This window comes from Methylocystis sp. SB2, assembly GCF_049817085.1.
Taxonomy (GTDB): Bacteria; Pseudomonadota; Alphaproteobacteria; order Rhizobiales; family Beijerinckiaceae; genus Methylocystis; species Methylocystis rosea.
The window spans coordinates 2,198,995-2,214,950 of the sequence record NZ_CP187401.1; the positions used below are offsets into that span (position 1 = coordinate 2,198,995).

Below are 15,956 nucleotides of genomic sequence, written 5' to 3' on the forward strand. Positions count from 1 at the left end.
TGACCGGGAATCCAGAGCCGACTCAGGAGTGCTGGATTTGCTCTGGATTCCCGATCGCGCGTCCATACGCGCGTCGGGAATGACAGGCGAGCGGAATGCGTCTGAGACGCTCGCGCCAGCGAACCTCGCTACGTGCCGACTTTGCGCAGCAGCGCCTCGAGCCCTTCGGGGAAAATCAGATCGTGCGAGACCGCGATCTCGTCCGCGCTCCACCAGCGCCAGCCGAGCACATGGATTTTTTCCTCCTCGGTCAGGTCGTGCGGCTCGATCGCGAAGCGTTCGGTGCGGATGAGATAATAGCGCTCCACCGCCTGATGCCAGTCGTCGCCGATCTCCATCGGAAATTCGCGCGTCGCGACGACCGGACCGGGATCGAGAAGGGTGAGGCCCGTCTCTTCATAGACCTCCCGACGCAGCGCCGACTCGAAGTCCTCGCCTTCCATGACCGCCCCGCCCGGCGTCGCCCAGAAGTGATGATGTCCGAGCGCCAGAAAATGCGGCGTGAGCCCGCCGGCGTAGCGCATCAGCAGGACGTCGTTATCCTGATCGACGATCAACGCGCGTGCGGCTTCGCGACGAGGCAGTTCACGGCCGTCCCATGGCGCGGCGATTTCGGCGCGTCCCTCCGGCGTCGCCCAGTCGACGAGCGACCATTTCCCGTCCTCATAGGCGATCCAGTTCGGCGTGGCGTTGAGCACCGGATGCTCGCGCTTTTCGTCGAGCTTCTTGCCGGCGGCGAGCCGCCAGGCGATGTCGAGCACGCCGGCATGGGCGACGACCAGCACGGTTTCGCCGGCGCTCTCCTTGGCGATCTGGGTCAAGGCCTTGCGCACCCGCTCGGCGAAATGTTCCAGGCTTTCGCCTTGCGGCGCGGCGAAATCCGGCCGGCGCGTCAGATAGTTCGGATAGATGTCGGCGTGCGTCGCCTGCACTTCCGCATGCGTGTGGCCCTGCCAAACGCCGTCGTCCTTCTCGCGCAGCGCCGGGGTCTTGGCGACGTCGAGGCCGCGCGCGCCGGCGATCGGCGTCGCTGTCGCGAGCGCGCGGCGCAGGTCGCTTGAATAGACTCTGTCGAAATGCGCGCCGGCGAGCTCCTTCGCCAGGGCGGCCGCCTGCGCGCGTCCGCGGGCGTTCAGCGCAATGTCGAACTGGCCCTGAAAGCGCCTTTCGATATTCCAGTTGGTCTCGCCGTGCCGTGCGAGACACAGAAGCGTGCGGGGCATGTCGTTTCGGATTTAAGGCGCAGGAGTCGCTGTGCAAAGCCGCCGGGCGTCTACGCCTGCGGCGTCCGGCGTTCTAGGGCCTTGCAGTGCAAAAGTCAGTCCGCATTCGCGGGGTCGCGGCGAATAACCGCAATCGACTTGGCGCGCGCTGCGCAAAAGTGGCGGCGTTAGGGGCGGAGAGCGCGCCCTAAACTTTTGAGATTGATCCGCATTCGAGCGATCTTGCTCAAATGCAGTGCGATCTAATGTCTCAGGCCGGTGGTGAATTCGCCCGCCCGCAGCCGCGCGGGCAGCGTTTCGGCGAAGACCGCCACCGATTCCTCGCCATAGGTCGCCACCAGTTCGCGCAACGCCGCGCAGAGGGCGGCATGCGCGAAGGAATCGCTTTCGATCCCCGCGAGAATCGCCTCGGCGAAGGCCTCGGTGACATAGGCAAGGGCCGCTCGGTGCTGGTCCCCGCCCAAGTCGTAGAGCGAGGCGACGTTCAATTCGTTCATGACGCTACTCTAGAGAACCCGCCCGCGCCGCGCGAGGCGACGCTCGCCGGAAGGTTAATTTCGCGAGTCCGCTTAGGGGTTTCCGTAGCGATAGGTGATGTCGCGGGTCAGCCGCGAGGCCTCCGCCAGATAGCGGGAGATCACCGTCTTGGCGTTGGGCGTGCAGGCGCGATAGGTCAGCTCATAGCCACGAAATCCGTGGTTGAAGGACGCCATGAGCCTCTGGCGGCGCGCGCCGCTGGGGGCGTCGGCGTCGAGCAGCGCCGACATCTTCCCCCGCCATTCCTCGCCGTCCCCCGACCCGCAGAGGTCGCGCAGGAAGGCCAGCGCGCCGAGGACTTCCGAGAGCCGCGTGATCTGGGGATCATAGGGCGGCGGCGGCCCCTCCGGCCCGCTCGGCGCCGCCGGCGCTCCGGTCGCCGCTGGCGCGCCCGGAGCCTGCTGATTTTGACCCTTGGTCTGGGTCTGCGCGGCGCCATCCCGCTTGCGCGGCGGCGGACGCTCGGACCGCCGCGGCGCGCTGGGCGCGCGTCGGGCGCGGCGGGGACCGTCGTAGCCGCCGCCGAAGAGGAAATCGAAAGGATCCTGCGCGGCGGCGTCGGCCGAAAAAAGCGCCGCGGCCGCCGCCACAACGAGCGCCGCCGTCGCGCGCTTTGCTTGCCCTGTCATGGATAGAGCCGCTCCTTTTGCCAATCTTGTCCCGGCTCGGCCCGAAAAAAGCGGACGCGGTCGTGGAGCCGGAACGGCCGATCGGACCAGAATTCCATCGCGACCGGCGCAATTCGAAAGCCGCGCCAATAAGGCGGGCGGGGAATGCCGCCCACCGCATATTTGGCGGCGAAGACGGCGACGGACTTTTCGAGCGCGAACCGGCTTTCCAGCGGGCGCGACTGTTGGCTCGCCCACGCGCCAATGCGGGAATCGCGCGGCCGGCTGGCGAAATATTCGTCCGCCTCGGCGTCGCTGACGCGGCTGACGGGTCCGCGCAGCCGCACCTGCCGGCGAAGCGACTTCCAGTGAAAGAGCCCCGCCGCCTGCATGTTCGCCTCGAGTTGGCGCCCCTTGGCGCTCTCGGCGTTGGTGTAGAAGACGAAACCCTCTGGCGTCCATTCCTTCAGGAGCACCATGCGCGCGTCGGGCAGGCCGTGCGCGTCGGCCGTCGCCAAGACCATCGCCTCGGGATCGTTCAACTCCTTGAGTTGAGCGTCCTGGAACCATTGACCAAACAATGCGAAAGGTTCGGCGGCCTCGACAAAGTCACCCGACGTTAACGCGTTCAAGCGAGAATCCTTTCTCAAGCCGAGTCAAAGATCGGCGCTTCAAAGGTGGCGCTTTGCAGTTTCAGTGCGTCAGACATACCGCCGCTTGCGTCATTGCTCAAATGTCGCGCGGCGCAAAGCTCATTGTCCTGACGGCGACGGCCGGCGGCCTTGCCGGCTGCTCGATCGCCGTCCCCATGGCCTCGGACCCTTCCGTCATGTGGAATTCTGAACGCGTCGCGTCGGACGTCACAAGCGCGATTCCAAAGTCTCCTCCCAAACTGTCCGGCGCGCTCGATTCGGAAGATCAGCGCCGAGCGATCGCGGCGCTGAGCACCGCGCTCGATCCGCAAGGAAGCGGGACGAGCGTCAATTGGGACAATCCGCAGAGCGGCGCCAAGGGCTCCTTCACGCCGGTGGGCCAGCCCTATCCGCTGGAAGGCAGGATTTGCCGCGCCTTCCATGGCGACATCGTCGTGAAAGAGACGGAGGAAAGCCTTCAGGGCGCGGCCTGTCGCGAAAAAACCGCTGAATGGGCGCTCACCGAGGTGAAGCGCTCCAAGAAAGGATGACATGTCGGCGCCCGTAGGCAAATGGCTCATTGTGGCGACAATCGCCGCGATCCTGGCGATTCCGGCGTTCTTTTTCGTCGCGCGCGCCATCACAGCCTGGCGGCAAGGCTACGACTGGGCGGAGATGGATTGGGACGACAAAGGCCATACGTCGATGACGGATTTCCTGCGCGCCGCTGACGTCGGCAAGCGGCCGGTCGACGTCAATGGTCAGTCTTGCGTCGAATATTTCATCTACAGGGACGGGATCACGGTGAAGATCGTCTGTCCGCAACGCCGAAGCTAGAGCAATACGCCCGGGTTGAGGATGCCGTTCGGGTCGAGCGCAGCCTTGATAGCGCGCATGGCGTCGAGCGCGACCGGGTCTTTCGTTTCGCGCAGGAGCTCCCGCTTCAGCCGTCCGATCCCATGTTCGGCGGAAATCGAGCCGCCGAACTCATGCACGACGCCGTGGACGATGGCGTTGACCTCGGCCCAGCGCGCGATGAATTTCGCCTTATCGGCGCCGACAGGCTGCGAGACGTTATAGTGGATGTTGCCGTCGCCCATATGGCCGAAGGGCACCGGCCGCGCCAGTGGGAGCGCGGCGCGCAGCCGTCGCCCAGCCTCATCGATGAAGCGTGGAATCGCGTTCACCGGAACGGCGATGTCGTGCTTGATCGAGCCGCCTTCACGCTTCTGGGCTTCCGACATGCTTTCGCGCAGCTTCCACAGGGCGCGCACCTGATCCAGTGATTGCGCGAGCGTTGCATCTTGCGCCAACTCCGCCTCGATCGCGGCGGCGAGAACCTCGGCGGCGGCGCGCTCGGCTTCGCCATCGGCGAAGGCGGCAAGCTCGATCAGCGCATACCAGTCATGCGGCTGCGCCAGAGGATCGCGCGTTCCGGGAATGTGACGCAGAACGAGTTCGAGGCCCTGCCGCGACACGAGTTCGAAGGCGTGGAGCATCGGCCCCGCACGGCCTTTGACGAAATTCAGCAGTAAAAGCGCCTGAGCGGGATCGCGAAGCCCGAGAAAGGCGACGGCGTGGGAGCGCGGTGAGGGGAAAAGCTTCAGCGTCGTGGCGGTGATGACGCCGAGCGTGCCTTCCGAACCGACAAAGAGACGCGTCAGATCGTAGCCGGTGTTGTCCTTGCGCAGCGCGCCGAGCGTCGAGAGCAGCCGGCCGTTGGCGAGCGCGACCTCGACGCCCAGCACCAAATCGCGCATCGAGCCATAGGCGAGGACATGCACCCCGCCGGCGTTGGTCGCGAGATTGCCGCCGATGGTGCAGCTTCCTTCGGAGGCCAGCGAAAGCGGGAAATAGCGGTCGGCGGCCTGCGCGGCGTCCTGCGCCTGCGACAGCGTCACGCCGGCCTCGACCGTCATCGCGTCGGCCGTCGCGTCGACGGCGCGAATCTGATTGAGGCGCTCGAGCGAGAGCACGACGGATGCGCCGCTTGGGTCGGGGGTTTGTCCGCCGACGAGGCCGGTGTTGCCGCCCTGGGGCGTTACGGACACGCCGGTTTCATTGCACAGCGCCAGGACGCCGGCGACTTCTTGCGGGCTTTTTGGCTTGAGAACGCAGAGCGCGCGGCCATGATAGAGGTCGCGAGGCTCGGCCAGGTAAGGGGACATCACCGTCGCATCCGTTACGACGGCCGCCTCGCCGACAATGGCTGCGAGACGAGATAGCAAAAGAGGCGCGTCAGACCGAATGGCTGTCACAGGCAGTAAGATGCGCCCTTTTTGTCGCGCTGTCCTTAGCGATAGTGACGGCGGCGATCATCTTTGCGGCGGGCATAGACATAAGCGCGCATGGCGACCGGCGCGCTTGCGAGGACGATACTGCATAATGTCGCGGCGATAAGCGCATTCATCATGACGTTCTCCTTCCAGACCGCGGAAATCATTTGAATTTCCGGCTACGCTGGACCACTCGCAAATCCTATGCCTGATTTGGGCGCCCGGCAACTCCGCTCTGCGAGAACCCGGCCGCGCCTCGGCGTTTCTTAACCATCCTGTGACATTCTTGGCACGCACGAGCGGCGCAGGCGCCGACAATTTCATCCAAGCAGCCGCCGTTTTGCGGATTTGCGTCCGCTCGACTTCTCAAAAACGGCCACGATCTCGACATGCGCCGCATAGCGGAACTGGTCGATGGGCGTGATCTCCCGGATGACGTAGCCGCCTTTGAGCAAAATTGCGGCGTCGCGGGCGAAACTTTGTGCATGGCAGGAGACGGCGACGACGATGGGAGCTTCCGATCGCGCGATTTCAGCCGCCTGCGCGGCGGCGCCGGCGCGCGGCGGATCGAACACGACGGCGTCGAATCCATTGAGTTCACTGGCGCTGAGCGGACGCGTGAAGAGATCGCGGGCGGCGTCTTCGAGTGCGCGCAGGCCGGGCGTCGCATGCGCCGCGGCGCGCATCGCCGCGAGTGCGCCGGCGTCCATATCATAGGCTTTCACTTGCGCGCGCCGCGCCAGCCGAAGCGCGAAGGCGCCGGCGCCGCAAAACAGATCGGCGACGTTTTGCGCTTTCGCCGTCGCGCTTAAAACGCGCGCCGCGAGCGTTTCTTCGCCGTCCTGGGTCGCCTGCAGGAATACGCCAGGCGGAAGCGTGAGCGTCGCTTCGCCGATTTTGATCTGCGGCGCACGGCGGAGAGCGACAAGCTTGCCGTGGTTCGTCAGCCGCGCGAGATCAAGCGCATCAGCGGAGGCGAGCAGCGCGCTGGTTTCCGAATCATTGAGCGGCCCGCCGCCGCGCAGCTCCACGTCGAGGCCGCCGAGGGTCGCGGTGACGGCGATGTCGAGCGGCTTGCTGCGCGGCGCGAGAATTGTCGCGATCGCGCGGGCGGCGGGCAGCGCGCCGGCAAGTTCGGGCGCGAGCAATGGACAGGCTTCGATCTCGACGATTCGATGCGAGCGCGCCGCCATATAGCCGACCCACGCCTTGCCGTCGTCGAACCGGGCATGGAAGGTCACGCGCCGCCGGCCTGCGCCATGCGCGTCGACGGTCGGCGCCACGTCGAGCGTCAGTCCAGCATTGAGGAGCGCCGTTTCGACGAGACTGCGCTTCCACGCCGCATAGGCGTCGGCGCGCAGCGTTTGAACGGCGCAGCCGCCACAATCCTCAAAGTATGGACAGATCGGCGCGATGCGCTGCGGCGACGCTTCGACGATGTCGACGAGATGCGCATGCTCGCCGTCGACCTCCGCCGTCACGGTCTCGCCGGCAAGCGCATAGGGAATGAAGACGCGCCGTCCGCCAAGCAGCGCCACGCCCTCGCCGCGATTGCCGAGCCGCTCGATGACGAGACGCTGCGGGCCAGTCACCAAGCCCCTCACCTTACCTCTCCCCGACCCAAAGTCGGCTGTTGCCGACTTTGGCTTCCGATGCGCAAGTCGGAAACATCCGACTTGCGTCGGGGAGAGGGGACGGCAGGCGTTCCGCGAAAAAATCGCGCGCTTGCTTTGTCCCGAAGGCGTGGCGCCGATATCCCTTCTCCCCGCTTGCGGGGAGAAGTGAGATGAGGGGCCGAGGGTTTGGCCTGACTTTCAAACAATCCGTTTGTCCTATCCAAGCGTGGCGTGAACGAGAAACTCGCGATTGCCGTCGCCGCCCTCGATCGGCGAGGGAATGACGCTCAAGACACGCCAGCCCAAAGCTTCGATCTCGCCTTCGATGCGCGCGCAGACTTGTGCGTGAATCTTCTCGTCGCGCACCACGCCTTTCTTCACGGCCGCGCGTCCCGCTTCGAATTGCGGCTTGATCAGCGCGACAAGGTCGGCGCGCGGCGCGGCGAGTGACAGAACATGCGGCAGCAGGACGCTAAGCGAAATGAAGCTTGCGTCGATCACGATCAGGCTCGGCGCCTCAGTCAGATGCGCCGCCGTCAGCGCGCGCGCGTCCGCCCCTTCAAGCGAGGTCACGCGCCGATCCGCGCGCAGCCGCGCATGCAATTGCCCGTGACCGACGTCGGCCGCGACGACATGGCGCGCGCCGCGATTCAGCAGAACGTCGGTAAAGCCGCCCGTCGAGGCGCCGACGTCAAGACAGAAGCGCCCTTCGGGATCAACGCCGAAATGATCGAGCGCGTGGGCAAGCTTCACGCCGCCGCGCGACACCCAGGGGTAGGCCGCTTGCGCGACAATATGGGCGTCGGCGGCGATCGGCTCGGATGGCTTTTTGACAATGCGTCCGTCGACGGTGACAAGCCCGGCTTCGATCGCCTCGCGCGCCTTGGCGCGACTCTCGAAAAGCCCTCGCGCGTGGAGAGCTGTGTCGGCGCGGCTCGCGGCCATCGTCACTCTCCGGTCTGCAGCAGCGTGCCGGCGCGCCGCGCGCTTTTCAGCAGCAGGCCGAACGCCGCCGATGCGGCCGCGAAGAGAAAAACGTCGATCGCGAAGCCCTGCGCCAGCAAATCCCAGCGGACGACGTGATCGATCAACACGGCGCGCAGACCTTCGAACACATAGGTCGGCGGCAGCATCCAGGAGATCGGCTGCAGCCAGTTGGGCAGCGTAGTCACAGGATAATAGACGGCGCCGAGCGGCTGCACGAAGAACATCAGCGACCACACGAGGTTTTCCGCGCCAAGTCCATAACGCAGCAGAATGCCGGAGACGAAGAGACCGATGCTCCAGGCGAACAACATCAGCACGACGAAGAAGGCGGCGAAGGCGATCCCGAGCGCCCAGAGATTGAAGCCGAAGAACAGGATCGCAAAAATCGTAACGGGAAGCACGCCGACAGCGAGTCGAATGAGGCTCAAGGCCACAAGCGCGCCGACGAACTCCGCCGGCCGCAGCGGGCTCATCAGAATGTTGGGGAGATTGCGCGACCACAACTCCTCGATGAAGGAGAAGCAGAAGCCCTGTTGTCCGCGCAGCAGAATGTCCCACAGAAGAATGGCGCCGATCAGCGTGCCGGCGGCCTGCGCCGCCCCGCCCGGCGCCGCGAGAGCGCCGGCGCGCACGAGATAGGTCTGCAGAAATCCCCAGGTGAGGAGCTGGACGGTCGGCCAATAGATAATGTCGAGCACGCGCGTGTAGGACGCGCGTAAGAGATAGGCGTAGCGCAGCACCATCGCGCCGATGTGCTTGACGGAAACATTCATGCCGGGGCTCCGTCCACGCGACCGCGGGCGACGTCGAGAAACACTTCTTCGAGCGTGTCGCGGCCATAGCGCGCCAGGAGGCTCGCGGGGGAATCATCGTCGACGAGCGTGCCGTCCTTCAACATCAGCACGCGGTCACACAGACGCTCGACCTCGCTCATATTGTGGGAGGCGAGGAGAATGGCGCAATTATGCGTGCGCCGATGCGCCTCTAACCGTGCGCGCACCCAGTCCGCCGTGTCGGGGTCGAGCGACGCGGTCGGTTCGTCCAGCAGCAGCAGTTGCGGGTCGTTGATCAACGATTTGGCGATGGCGACGCGCGTTTTCTGGCCTGCGGACAGGCGTCCGGTCTGGCGGTCGAGAAAATCCCCAAGCGCCAGATCCTTCGCGAGCTGCTCGATCTTCGCGTCGAGATCGTCGACGTCGTAGAGCATGCCGAAGACGCGCAAATTCTGCCGCACGGTGAGGCGATGCGGCATGTCGACATAGGGACTTTCGAAGTTCATCCGGCCGAGCGCGCCGTAGCGCTCGCGCGACATGTCGTAGCCGAAAGCGTGGACCGAACCTTGGGTCGGTTCGATCAGCCCCATCACCATGCCGATGGTCGTGGTCTTGCCGGCGCCATTGCCGCCGAGCAGGCCGGTGACGGAGCCGGCCTCCAGCGAGAAGTCGAGCGGGCCGACGACTCTGCGATCGCCATAAGTTTTGGAAAGGCCGGCGACGGCGAGCGTCGGCTTTGGCGCGACTGCATTTTGGGACATGGGGGTTATTAAGCTCGCCGCGGGCCGCCTCGCAAGGGCGTTACTTCTGACAGCCGGGACAATAAAACGTCGAGCGGCCAGATTGAACGACGCGCGTGATCGTTCCCTTGCAGCCCGGGGTTGGGCAGGCGGCGCCTTCGCGGTCGTAGACGCGGAAACTGTGCTGGAAATAGCCGAGCGAGCCGTCGATCTGGCGATGATCGCGCAGCGACGATCCGCCGGCCTTCAGCGCATCGGTCAAGACATCCTTGATCGCCTCCGGCAGCCGCGCCAGCGCCGCCGTCGGCCGGCCGCTGTCCGTGACGAGCGATCCCGCCGCGCGCAGCGGCGAAATATGCGCCCGATGCAGCGCCTCGCAGACATAGATATTGCCGAGGCCGGCGATCAGGCGCTGGTCGAGCAGCAGCGCCTTCGCCGGCGCGGCGCGTCCGCGAAAGGCGCGGGCAAGGAGCGCCGCGTCGAGCGCGCCATTCAAAGGTTCGACGCCGAGACCGCGAAAGAGCTTGTCTTCATCGATCGCCTGCGTGGCGATGAGCAGCATGTAGCCGAAACGGCGGGGGTCGTTGTAGACGACGCGCCGCCCATGATCGAGATGCAAGACGACATGGTCATGGGCGGCGTTTTTGTCGCGCTTGTGGTGAAACGCGCCCGGCGTTTCTTCATCGATCCGAAACGAGCCGCTCATGCCAAGATGCATGATTAGCGAATGGCCGTCGTCGAGATCGGCGAGGAGATATTTCGCGCGCCGGCGAAGGTCGAGAACGCGGCGGTCCTGAAGACGCGCGGCAAAGCGTTCGGGGAAAGGAAAGCGCAGATCATGGCGCCTCAGCTCGACGCGCTCGATCGTCGCGCCGACGAGCGCGGGCGCCAATCCCCGTCGCACGGTTTCGACTTCGGGCAGCTCTGGCATGAAGTGGGTTGATCCCGTCAAAGTGCCGGCGGGCTGGGGCGGCGCGGGCGTAGCCACCGGCTCGGCGACAGGCTATACCGTCCCCTTCCTTCCTCGTCACCCGAGCGCCTGATGATTGATCGAACTTCCGAGCGAGAGGGCTCGACCCATTTCGGCTATTCCGAGGTTCCCTTGAACGAGAAACAGGGCCTCGTCGACGACGTCTTCCACAAGGTTGCGCGGCGCTACGATATCATGAACGACCTCATGTCGGGCGGCATGCACCGGCTGTGGAAGGACACGCTCGTCGCCAAGGTCAATGCGCGGGGGCGCAAGGACTTTCGCCATCTCGACGTCGCGGGCGGCACGGGCGACGTCGCTTTTCGCATCTCCACGAGCGCGGCCCATGACGCGGAAATCGTCGTGCTCGACATCAATGGCGACATGCTGGAAGTGGGCCGCGATCGCGCGCGCGAGCGCGGCGTTTCCGGCGTAGAATTCGTACAGGCCAACGCCGAATCGCTGCCTTTTCCCGACGCGCATTTCGACAGCTACACGGTCGCTTTCGGCATTCGCAACGTGCCGCGCATCGACGTCGCCCTCGCCGAAGCCTATCGCGTGCTGAAGCCCGGCGGCCGCTTTCTGTGCCTTGAGTTTTCGCAGGTCGCCGTTCCGGGCCTCGACAAGCTTTACGAAGCCTATTCGTTCAACGTCATTCCGGCGATCGGCAAGCTTGTCGCGGGAGATTCCGAGCCCTACCGCTATCTCGTCGAATCGATCCGCAAATTCCCAAGCGCGGAAGAATTCGAACGGATGATCCGCAAGGCGGGCTTTCGGCGCACGGGTTTCGAGCGGTTGACGGGCGGCGTGGTGGCGATCCATTCCGGCTGGAAGAGCTGATCTCTAACGAGCGCGCTGCGAAAAATCGGGACCCGGTGACGCCGCGCTCTAATCTTTTGCATGCGATCACGCTAATTTGGGCGATTCCGCCCAAGTTCAGCGTGATCTAAAGAGCGGCGGCGTTCGTGATCCTTGGCGTCGGTCATTTCTATCGTCTGGCGCGCGCCGGCTACATCATGGCGCGCGAAGGCGTCTTTGCGCTCCTCGATCCGGCGCTTTTGCCGCCGGCCGCGGCGCCGCTCGTGCGCTTCGCCAATCTCTTCGCGGGCAGCAAGCGCGACGGTGCCGGGCGGGCGCTGGTGCGCGCGCTGGCGCAGATCGGCCCCTCCTATGTGAAGCTCGGACAATTTCTGGCGACGCGCCCCGACATCGTCGGGGGCGAGATCGCCGATGCGCTGACGGCGCTGCAGGACCGGATGGAGCCGTTCGGCCGAGACAAAGCCGTCGCGATCGTCGAAAAGGCGCTCGGCCGAAGCATCGACGAGCTGTTTGTATCTTTCGGCGAGCCTGTCGCAGCCGCCTCCGTCGCGCAGGTGCATGTCGCCCAGGCGCAATACAAGGAGGGCGTGCGCAAGGTTGCGGTGAAAGTGCTGCGGCCGGGGATCGAAGGCCGATTCGCGCTCGATCTGCGCGACATGTATCGCGTGGCGCGACTGGCTGAGCGCTATTCCTCGGAAGCGCGCCGGCTGCGCATGATCGAGGTCGTCGATACGCTCGCGCGCACCGTAAGGCTTGAAACCGATTTTCGTCTCGAGGCGGCGGCCGCGTCCGAATTCGCCGACAATGTCGCCGGCGATCCGGAGATTCACGTGCCCAGCGTCGACTGGAGCCGCACCGATCGCGAAGTGCTGACGCTTGAATGGGTCGACGGCGTTCCGCTCTCGGACATCGAGCGGGTCGCCGCCGAGGGCTATGACCTCAAGGCGATCGGCCGCAATGTGCTGCAGTCGTTCCTACGCCATGCGATGCGCGACGGTTTTTTTCACGCCGACATGCATCAGGGCAATCTTTTCGTCGACAAGCGGGGCAGGCTCGTCGCCATCGACTTCGGCATCATGGGCCGGCTGGGGCTGAAGGAGCGCCGGTTTCTTGCCGAAATCCTCTACGGCTTCATCATTCGCGATTATAAACGCGTCGCCGAGGTTCATTTCGAGGCAGGCTATGTTCCCGCCAGCCATTCCATCGAAGAATTTTCGCAGGCGCTGCGCGCGATCGGCGAACCGATGCACACGATCAACGCCGCCGATATTTCGATGGCGCGGCTGCTGACGCTGCTCTTCGAAGTGACCGCGCTCTTTGACATGCGCACGCGCACCGAGCTGGTGCTGCTGCAGAAGACCATGGTCGTCGCCGAGGGCGTCGCCCGCGCCTATGATCCCAAACTCGACATCTGGAAGACCTGCGACCCCGTGGTGCGCTCCTGGATCGAAGAGAACCTCGGCGTCAAGGCGAAGATCGAGGACGCGAGCAGAAGTCTCGCGGAGCTGGCGAAGCTCGCGACGCGGCTGCCGCAGACATTGCAGGACGCCGAAACGGCGATCCAGCGGGTGAGCGAAATGTCCGAGCGCGGCATTGATCTTTCGGCGCGCTCGATCGAGGCGCTGGGCGAGACGCGCCGAAGGTCGGACAGAACGCTGCTGATCGGACTCGCCTTAGTGCTCTTTGCCGCTATGTGGATTTTCGGGCGCTAAGCGGGCGTAGATCACGGAAGTCGCTGTGCGGATCGACCTTTCCGGCAAAACCGCCGTCGTCACAGGCTCGACCGAAGGCATCGGCTTCGCCATCGCCAAGGGGCTGGCGGAGGCTGGCGCGGCGGTCATCGTCAATGGGCGCAAAAGCGCGACGGTCGCGGCTGCGGTCGAGCGCCTGCGCCAAATTGCGCCCGCGCAAAAACATCGCGGCGTTGCTTCTGACCTCGGCGCCGCGTCGGGCTGCGAGGCGCTTGTCGCCGCCGCGCCCACCGCGGACATTCTCGTCAACAATCTGGGCATGTATGGACCAAAGGATTTTTTCGAGACGACCGATGAGGATTGGGAGCGCTATTTCGCCGTCAATGTAATGTCCGGCGTGCGCCTTTCGCGTTCCTATCTGCCGCAGATGCGCAAGAATGGCTGGGGCCGGGTGCTATTCGTCTCGTCCGAATCGGGGCTGAACATTCCTGTCGAAATGATCCATTACGGCGTGATGAAAACCGCGCAGCTCGCCCTTTCGCGCGGACTTGCGAAACGTATGGCGGGATCGGGCGTGACGGTGAACGCCATATTGCCGGGACCGACGCTTTCCGAAGGGGTCGCGGAGATGCTCGAGGCCGAACGGCGAAATTCCGGCAAGCCAATCGACATCGTCGCGACGGAGTTCGTGACGTCGCAAAGGCCGACATCGATCATTCAGCGCGTGGCGAGCGTCGAGGAAGTCGCAAATCTTGCCGTTTATCTCGCCTCGCCCCTGTCGTCGGCGACGACGGGGGCGGGACTGCGCGTTGACGGCGGCGTCGCCGAATCGCTGATCTGAGCGCTACTTCACCCCGACCAGCTCGACATCGAAGATCAGCCAGGCGTTCGGCGGAATGACGCCGCCGGCGCCGCGCGCGCCGTAGCCGAGTTCCGGCGGAATGACCAACGTGCGCTTGCCGCCGACCTTCATGCCTTCAACGCCTTCGTCCCAGCCCTTGATCACCTGACCCTGGCCCAGCCGGAATTCGAACGGTTGGCCGCGATCATGCGACGAGTCGAACTTCTTGCCCTTCTCGCCATTGTTGTAGAGCCAGCCGGTGTAATGCATGACCGCCGTCTGACCGATCTTGGGGGTCGCGCCGGTCCCGACCTTCGTGTCCTTGTGCTGAAGGCCTGTGAGGCTTTTCGTCATCTGCTCCTCCGTGCGCGCTTCAACGGTGAGCGCGAGGCTCGCGACTGCGGCAAATGCGGCCAGAACCGCTTTGGAGACAAGGCGCATCTTTCGTTCCTCCAGCTTGTTTGAATCGCCGATCGAGCGCCTCAGGTCGAGGAAACCCGAACTTATTCCAGCACGCCAGTGTCACGGGCGAGTTGCAGCAAATCCTTCTGCGGCCGCGCGCCGACGTGAGAGATGATCTCCGCCGCGGCGAGCGCGCCGAGCATCGCGCTGCGCTCATGCGGCAAGTCCTGCGTATAGCCGGCGAGAAAGCCGGCGGCGAAGAGGTCGCCCGCGCCGGTCGTGTCGACGACCGCATCGACAGGACAGGCCGGCGCGGCGAGGGCGCTCGCGCCATTCGCCACGACGCAGCCCTTTTCCGACCGCGTGACGACGCCAAGAAGTCCGTCTTCGGCGCGCAGCGCCGCGAGCGCCGTCTCGAAATCGCCGGTTTGATAGAGCGCGTGCAATTCGCTTTCATTGGCGAAAACGATGTCGACCACCCGATCGCGGATGAGAGAGAGAAATTCGCCGCGATAGCGATCGACGCAGAAACTGTCGGAAAGGGTGATCGCCACCTTGCGTCCGTTGGCGCGCGAGATCTTCGCCGCCTTCAGGAAGGCCTCCTTGGCGCCGGGCGGGTCCCAGAGATAGCCCTCCATGTAGAGGACCTTCGCGCGCGCGACCGTCTCCTCGTCGATGTCCGCCGGAGCGAGCGCCTGACAGGCGCCGAGGAACGTGTTCATCGTGCGCTGGCCGTCCGGCGTCACGAAAATCAAGCAGCGCGCGGTCGCGGCGCCGTCGGCGGCCGCCGGCGTGTCGAAGGCGACTCCGGCCTTGCGGATGTCGTGCGCGAATTCGCGCCCCGCGTCGTCTTCCTTGACCTTGCCGACGAATCCCGCGGCGCGCCCCAGGCTCGCAAGGCCCGCCATGGTGTTGGCGGCCGAGCCGCCGGAAATAACCGTCGTCGGGCCCATCGCTGTATAAAGTTCAGCGGCGCGCGCTTCGTCGACGAGCGTCATCGAGCCTTTGCGCAGTCCGGCCTGCAGCAAATCGTGGTCCTCGGCGCGCGCGATCGTGTCGACGATGGCGTTGCCAATGCCCAGAACATCAAATGATAGGGTCATAAGCGTCGTTAATCCGTTTAGCGTAGGCAATCGGGCGTCTGCGCGCCGCTGGCGCGCTGTTTAGCATTGCGCCGCGGTTCCGTCGATCACATGCGAGGCATTCGCGAAATTCGCGAAACGAGGCGGCCGGGCGCCGCGCCGTCCGAGTAGGGATTTGCTGCTATCGGCTGATCGGCGACAGGATCACCTCGATGACGATGACGAACAGCGCCGCCGCGAAGAAGGCCGGCGCCGGGCGCAGCGACACGTGCCGGAACACGAAGGCGTACATGAACACCATCCAAATCAGAATCGGAAAGAGCAGAAAGCGCAGCAGCTTTTCGGTCGGCAAGGGCGGCGGCAGGGCGATGCCGAAGAGGAGGTGCAGGATAGTATAGACGAGCGCCGCAAGCCCGCTCATGATGGCGAGCGCCGTGGCGGTGCGCTGAAACTTTGCGTCCTCTTTCAGAACGCGCAGCAGGCCGTACGTTCCGCCGTAGAGAAGGACCACGCTCAGCACGCCGTAGATCAGGCTTCCGAGCAGCGAGTGGTTGAACGACTGCGCGATCGCCTGGAGCACGCCATAGGCGCCGAAAGCGCCCCACATCAATTCGCGCGAATCCGGCAGCGAGAGCTGCGACGCTTCGAGATTGATCATCTTGAGCACGGTCTGCGGCGTCTGCTGATTGAGAAGCGGAATATTGATCGGCATGGAGAGCGTTTCCGTTTTTGGCGTGGGAGAAGGCGAAAGCCCTACCC

At 64.8% G+C, this 15,956-nt stretch carries 19 protein-coding genes; 5 read left to right on the top strand and 14 right to left on the bottom strand.

Annotated elements, in window-relative coordinates; translation table 11 throughout:
* Nucleotides 1-128 precede the first annotated feature (128 nt).
* The 4 genes from ACPS74_RS10760 to pdxH all read right to left on the bottom strand — a co-directional run bounded on the left by ACPS74_RS10760 (nt 129) and on the right by pdxH (nt 3,000).
* Nucleotides 129-1,223, bottom strand: coding sequence for a histidine phosphatase family protein (locus ACPS74_RS10760; protein ID WP_029649158.1), 1,095 nt, complete (start codon nt 1,221-1,223; stop codon nt 129-131).
* Between the two features lie 242 nt (nt 1,224-1,465).
* Nucleotides 1,466-1,720 carry a hypothetical protein gene (locus ACPS74_RS10765; protein ID WP_018406540.1) on the bottom strand — a complete coding sequence of 85 codons (255 nt, stop codon included), beginning with the start codon at nt 1,718-1,720 and terminating at the stop codon, nt 1,466-1,468.
* Between the two features lie 72 nt (nt 1,721-1,792).
* Nucleotides 1,793-2,389 (bottom strand): TIGR02301 family protein, encoded by a 597-nt coding sequence (locus tag ACPS74_RS10770; protein ID WP_029649157.1) that lies wholly within the window; start codon nt 2,387-2,389, stop codon nt 1,793-1,795.
* A complete protein-coding gene (gene pdxH, locus ACPS74_RS10775) occupies nt 2,386-3,000 on the bottom strand; it encodes a pyridoxamine 5'-phosphate oxidase (RefSeq protein ID WP_029649156.1) in 615 nt (204 codons plus the stop codon). Before pdxH ends, ACPS74_RS10770 begins: the two co-directional genes overlap by 4 nt.
* 101 nt (nt 3,001-3,101) lie before the next feature.
* On the opposite strand from pdxH, the gene ACPS74_RS10780 reads away from it, so the two are divergent.
* Together ACPS74_RS10780 and ACPS74_RS10785 are read left to right on the top strand one after the other, a co-directional pair.
* Nucleotides 3,102-3,551: an RT0821/Lpp0805 family surface protein gene (locus ACPS74_RS10780; RefSeq protein WP_029649155.1), complete on the top strand. Its 450-nt coding sequence runs from the start codon at nt 3,102-3,104 to the stop codon at nt 3,549-3,551.
* Between the two features lies 1 nt (nt 3,552).
* Nucleotides 3,553-3,837: a hypothetical protein gene (locus ACPS74_RS10785; RefSeq protein ID WP_029649154.1), complete on the top strand. Its 285-nt coding sequence runs from the start codon at nt 3,553-3,555 to the stop codon at nt 3,835-3,837.
* On the opposite strand, the gene ACPS74_RS10790 is transcribed toward ACPS74_RS10785, so the two are convergent.
* The 7 genes from ACPS74_RS10790 to mutM all read right to left on the bottom strand — a co-directional run bounded on the left by ACPS74_RS10790 (nt 3,834) and on the right by mutM (nt 10,323).
* Nucleotides 3,834-5,258: an FAD-binding oxidoreductase gene (locus ACPS74_RS10790; protein WP_029649153.1), complete on the bottom strand. Its 1,425-nt coding sequence runs from the start codon at nt 5,256-5,258 to the stop codon at nt 3,834-3,836. The genes ACPS74_RS10785 and ACPS74_RS10790 overlap by 4 nt on opposite strands.
* 35 nt (nt 5,259-5,293) lie before the next feature.
* Nucleotides 5,294-5,443 (bottom strand): hypothetical protein, encoded by a 150-nt coding sequence (locus ACPS74_RS10795; protein ID WP_154452038.1) that lies wholly within the window; start codon nt 5,441-5,443, stop codon nt 5,294-5,296.
* A gap of 153 nt (nt 5,444-5,596) precedes the next feature.
* On the bottom strand, nt 5,597-6,871 hold the full coding sequence (locus ACPS74_RS10800) for a class I SAM-dependent RNA methyltransferase (protein WP_029649152.1): 1,275 nt from the start codon (nt 6,869-6,871) through the stop codon (nt 5,597-5,599).
* 237 nt (nt 6,872-7,108) lie between these two features.
* A complete protein-coding gene (locus tag ACPS74_RS10805; protein ID WP_029649151.1) occupies nt 7,109-7,837 on the bottom strand; it encodes a TlyA family RNA methyltransferase in 729 nt (242 codons plus the stop codon).
* A gap of 2 nt (nt 7,838-7,839) precedes the next feature.
* Nucleotides 7,840-8,652 (bottom strand): ABC transporter permease, encoded by an 813-nt coding sequence (locus ACPS74_RS10810; RefSeq protein ID WP_029649150.1) that lies wholly within the window; start codon nt 8,650-8,652, stop codon nt 7,840-7,842.
* Nucleotides 8,649-9,413 carry an ABC transporter ATP-binding protein gene (locus ACPS74_RS10815; RefSeq protein WP_029649149.1) on the bottom strand — a complete coding sequence of 255 codons (765 nt, stop codon included), beginning with the start codon at nt 9,411-9,413 and terminating at the stop codon, nt 8,649-8,651. The genes ACPS74_RS10810 and ACPS74_RS10815 overlap by 4 nt, the downstream gene beginning before the upstream one ends.
* Nucleotides 9,414-9,453: 40 nt before the next feature.
* The gene (mutM, locus tag ACPS74_RS10820) at nt 9,454-10,323 is read right to left on the bottom strand and encodes a bifunctional DNA-formamidopyrimidine glycosylase/DNA-(apurinic or apyrimidinic site) lyase (RefSeq protein WP_029649148.1); all 870 of its coding nucleotides are present in this window, start codon (nt 10,321-10,323) and stop codon (nt 9,454-9,456) included.
* 108 nt (nt 10,324-10,431) lie between these two features.
* On the opposite strand from mutM, the gene ubiE reads away from it, so the two are divergent.
* The 3 genes from ubiE to ACPS74_RS10835 all read left to right on the top strand — a co-directional run bounded on the left by ubiE (nt 10,432) and on the right by ACPS74_RS10835 (nt 13,713).
* Complete coding sequence (gene ubiE, locus ACPS74_RS10825; RefSeq protein ID WP_193392180.1) at nt 10,432-11,202, top strand: bifunctional demethylmenaquinone methyltransferase/2-methoxy-6-polyprenyl-1,4-benzoquinol methylase UbiE; 771 nt, start codon at nt 10,432-10,434, stop codon at nt 11,200-11,202.
* A 125-nt stretch (nt 11,203-11,327) separates the two neighbouring features.
* On the top strand, nt 11,328-12,893 hold the full coding sequence (ubiB, locus tag ACPS74_RS10830) for a 2-polyprenylphenol 6-hydroxylase (RefSeq protein ID WP_029649146.1): 1,566 nt from the start codon (nt 11,328-11,330) through the stop codon (nt 12,891-12,893).
* Between the two features lie 25 nt (nt 12,894-12,918).
* Nucleotides 12,919-13,713 carry an SDR family NAD(P)-dependent oxidoreductase gene (locus ACPS74_RS10835; protein ID WP_029649145.1) on the top strand — a complete coding sequence of 265 codons (795 nt, stop codon included), beginning with the start codon at nt 12,919-12,921 and terminating at the stop codon, nt 13,711-13,713.
* A gap of 3 nt (nt 13,714-13,716) precedes the next feature.
* Here the strand turns inward: ACPS74_RS10835 and ACPS74_RS10840 are convergent, their stop codons facing one another.
* The 3 genes from ACPS74_RS10840 to ACPS74_RS10850 form a co-directional block, all read right to left on the bottom strand.
* Nucleotides 13,717-14,154 (bottom strand): FKBP-type peptidyl-prolyl cis-trans isomerase, encoded by a 438-nt coding sequence (locus ACPS74_RS10840; RefSeq protein ID WP_018406555.1) that lies wholly within the window; start codon nt 14,152-14,154, stop codon nt 13,717-13,719.
* 62 nt (nt 14,155-14,216) lie between these two features.
* The gene (locus ACPS74_RS10845; protein ID WP_029649144.1) at nt 14,217-15,218 is read right to left on the bottom strand and encodes an adenosine kinase; all 1,002 of its coding nucleotides are present in this window, start codon (nt 15,216-15,218) and stop codon (nt 14,217-14,219) included.
* Nucleotides 15,219-15,378: 160 nt separating this feature from the next.
* Entirely contained in the window at nt 15,379-15,909 is a 531-nt protein-coding gene (locus tag ACPS74_RS10850; protein WP_018406558.1) for a hypothetical protein, read from the bottom strand.
* Nucleotides 15,910-15,956: the final 47 nt, after the last annotated feature.

Coding starts and splice junctions, on each gene's coding strand:
- ACPS74_RS10785 (WP_029649154.1), top strand. CDS start 3,553: ATGTCGGCGCCCGTAGGCAAATGGCTCATTGTGGCGACAATCGCCGCG.
- ACPS74_RS10805 (WP_029649151.1), bottom strand. CDS start 7,837: ATGGCCGCGAGCCGCGCCGACACAGCTCTCCACGCGCGAGGGCTTTTC.
- ACPS74_RS10850 (WP_018406558.1), bottom strand. CDS start 15,909: ATGCCGATCAATATTCCGCTTCTCAATCAGCAGACGCCGCAGACCGTG.
- ACPS74_RS10840 (WP_018406555.1), bottom strand. CDS start 14,154: ATGCGCCTTGTCTCCAAAGCGGTTCTGGCCGCATTTGCCGCAGTCGCG.
- ACPS74_RS10810 (WP_029649150.1), bottom strand. CDS start 8,652: ATGAATGTTTCCGTCAAGCACATCGGCGCGATGGTGCTGCGCTACGCC.
- ACPS74_RS10765 (WP_018406540.1), bottom strand. CDS start 1,720: ATGAACGAATTGAACGTCGCCTCGCTCTACGACTTGGGCGGGGACCAG.
- ACPS74_RS10815 (WP_029649149.1), bottom strand. CDS start 9,413: ATGTCCCAAAATGCAGTCGCGCCAAAGCCGACGCTCGCCGTCGCCGGC.
- ACPS74_RS10760 (WP_029649158.1), bottom strand. CDS start 1,223: ATGCCCCGCACGCTTCTGTGTCTCGCACGGCACGGCGAGACCAACTGG.
- ACPS74_RS10780 (WP_029649155.1), top strand. CDS start 3,102: ATGTCGCGCGGCGCAAAGCTCATTGTCCTGACGGCGACGGCCGGCGGC.
- ACPS74_RS10770 (WP_029649157.1), bottom strand. CDS start 2,389: ATGACAGGGCAAGCAAAGCGCGCGACGGCGGCGCTCGTTGTGGCGGCG.
- mutM (WP_029649148.1), bottom strand. CDS start 10,323: ATGCCAGAGCTGCCCGAAGTCGAAACCGTGCGACGGGGATTGGCGCCC.
- ACPS74_RS10795 (WP_154452038.1), bottom strand. CDS start 5,443: ATGATTTCCGCGGTCTGGAAGGAGAACGTCATGATGAATGCGCTTATC.
- ACPS74_RS10845 (WP_029649144.1), bottom strand. CDS start 15,218: ATGACCCTATCATTTGATGTTCTGGGCATTGGCAACGCCATCGTCGAC.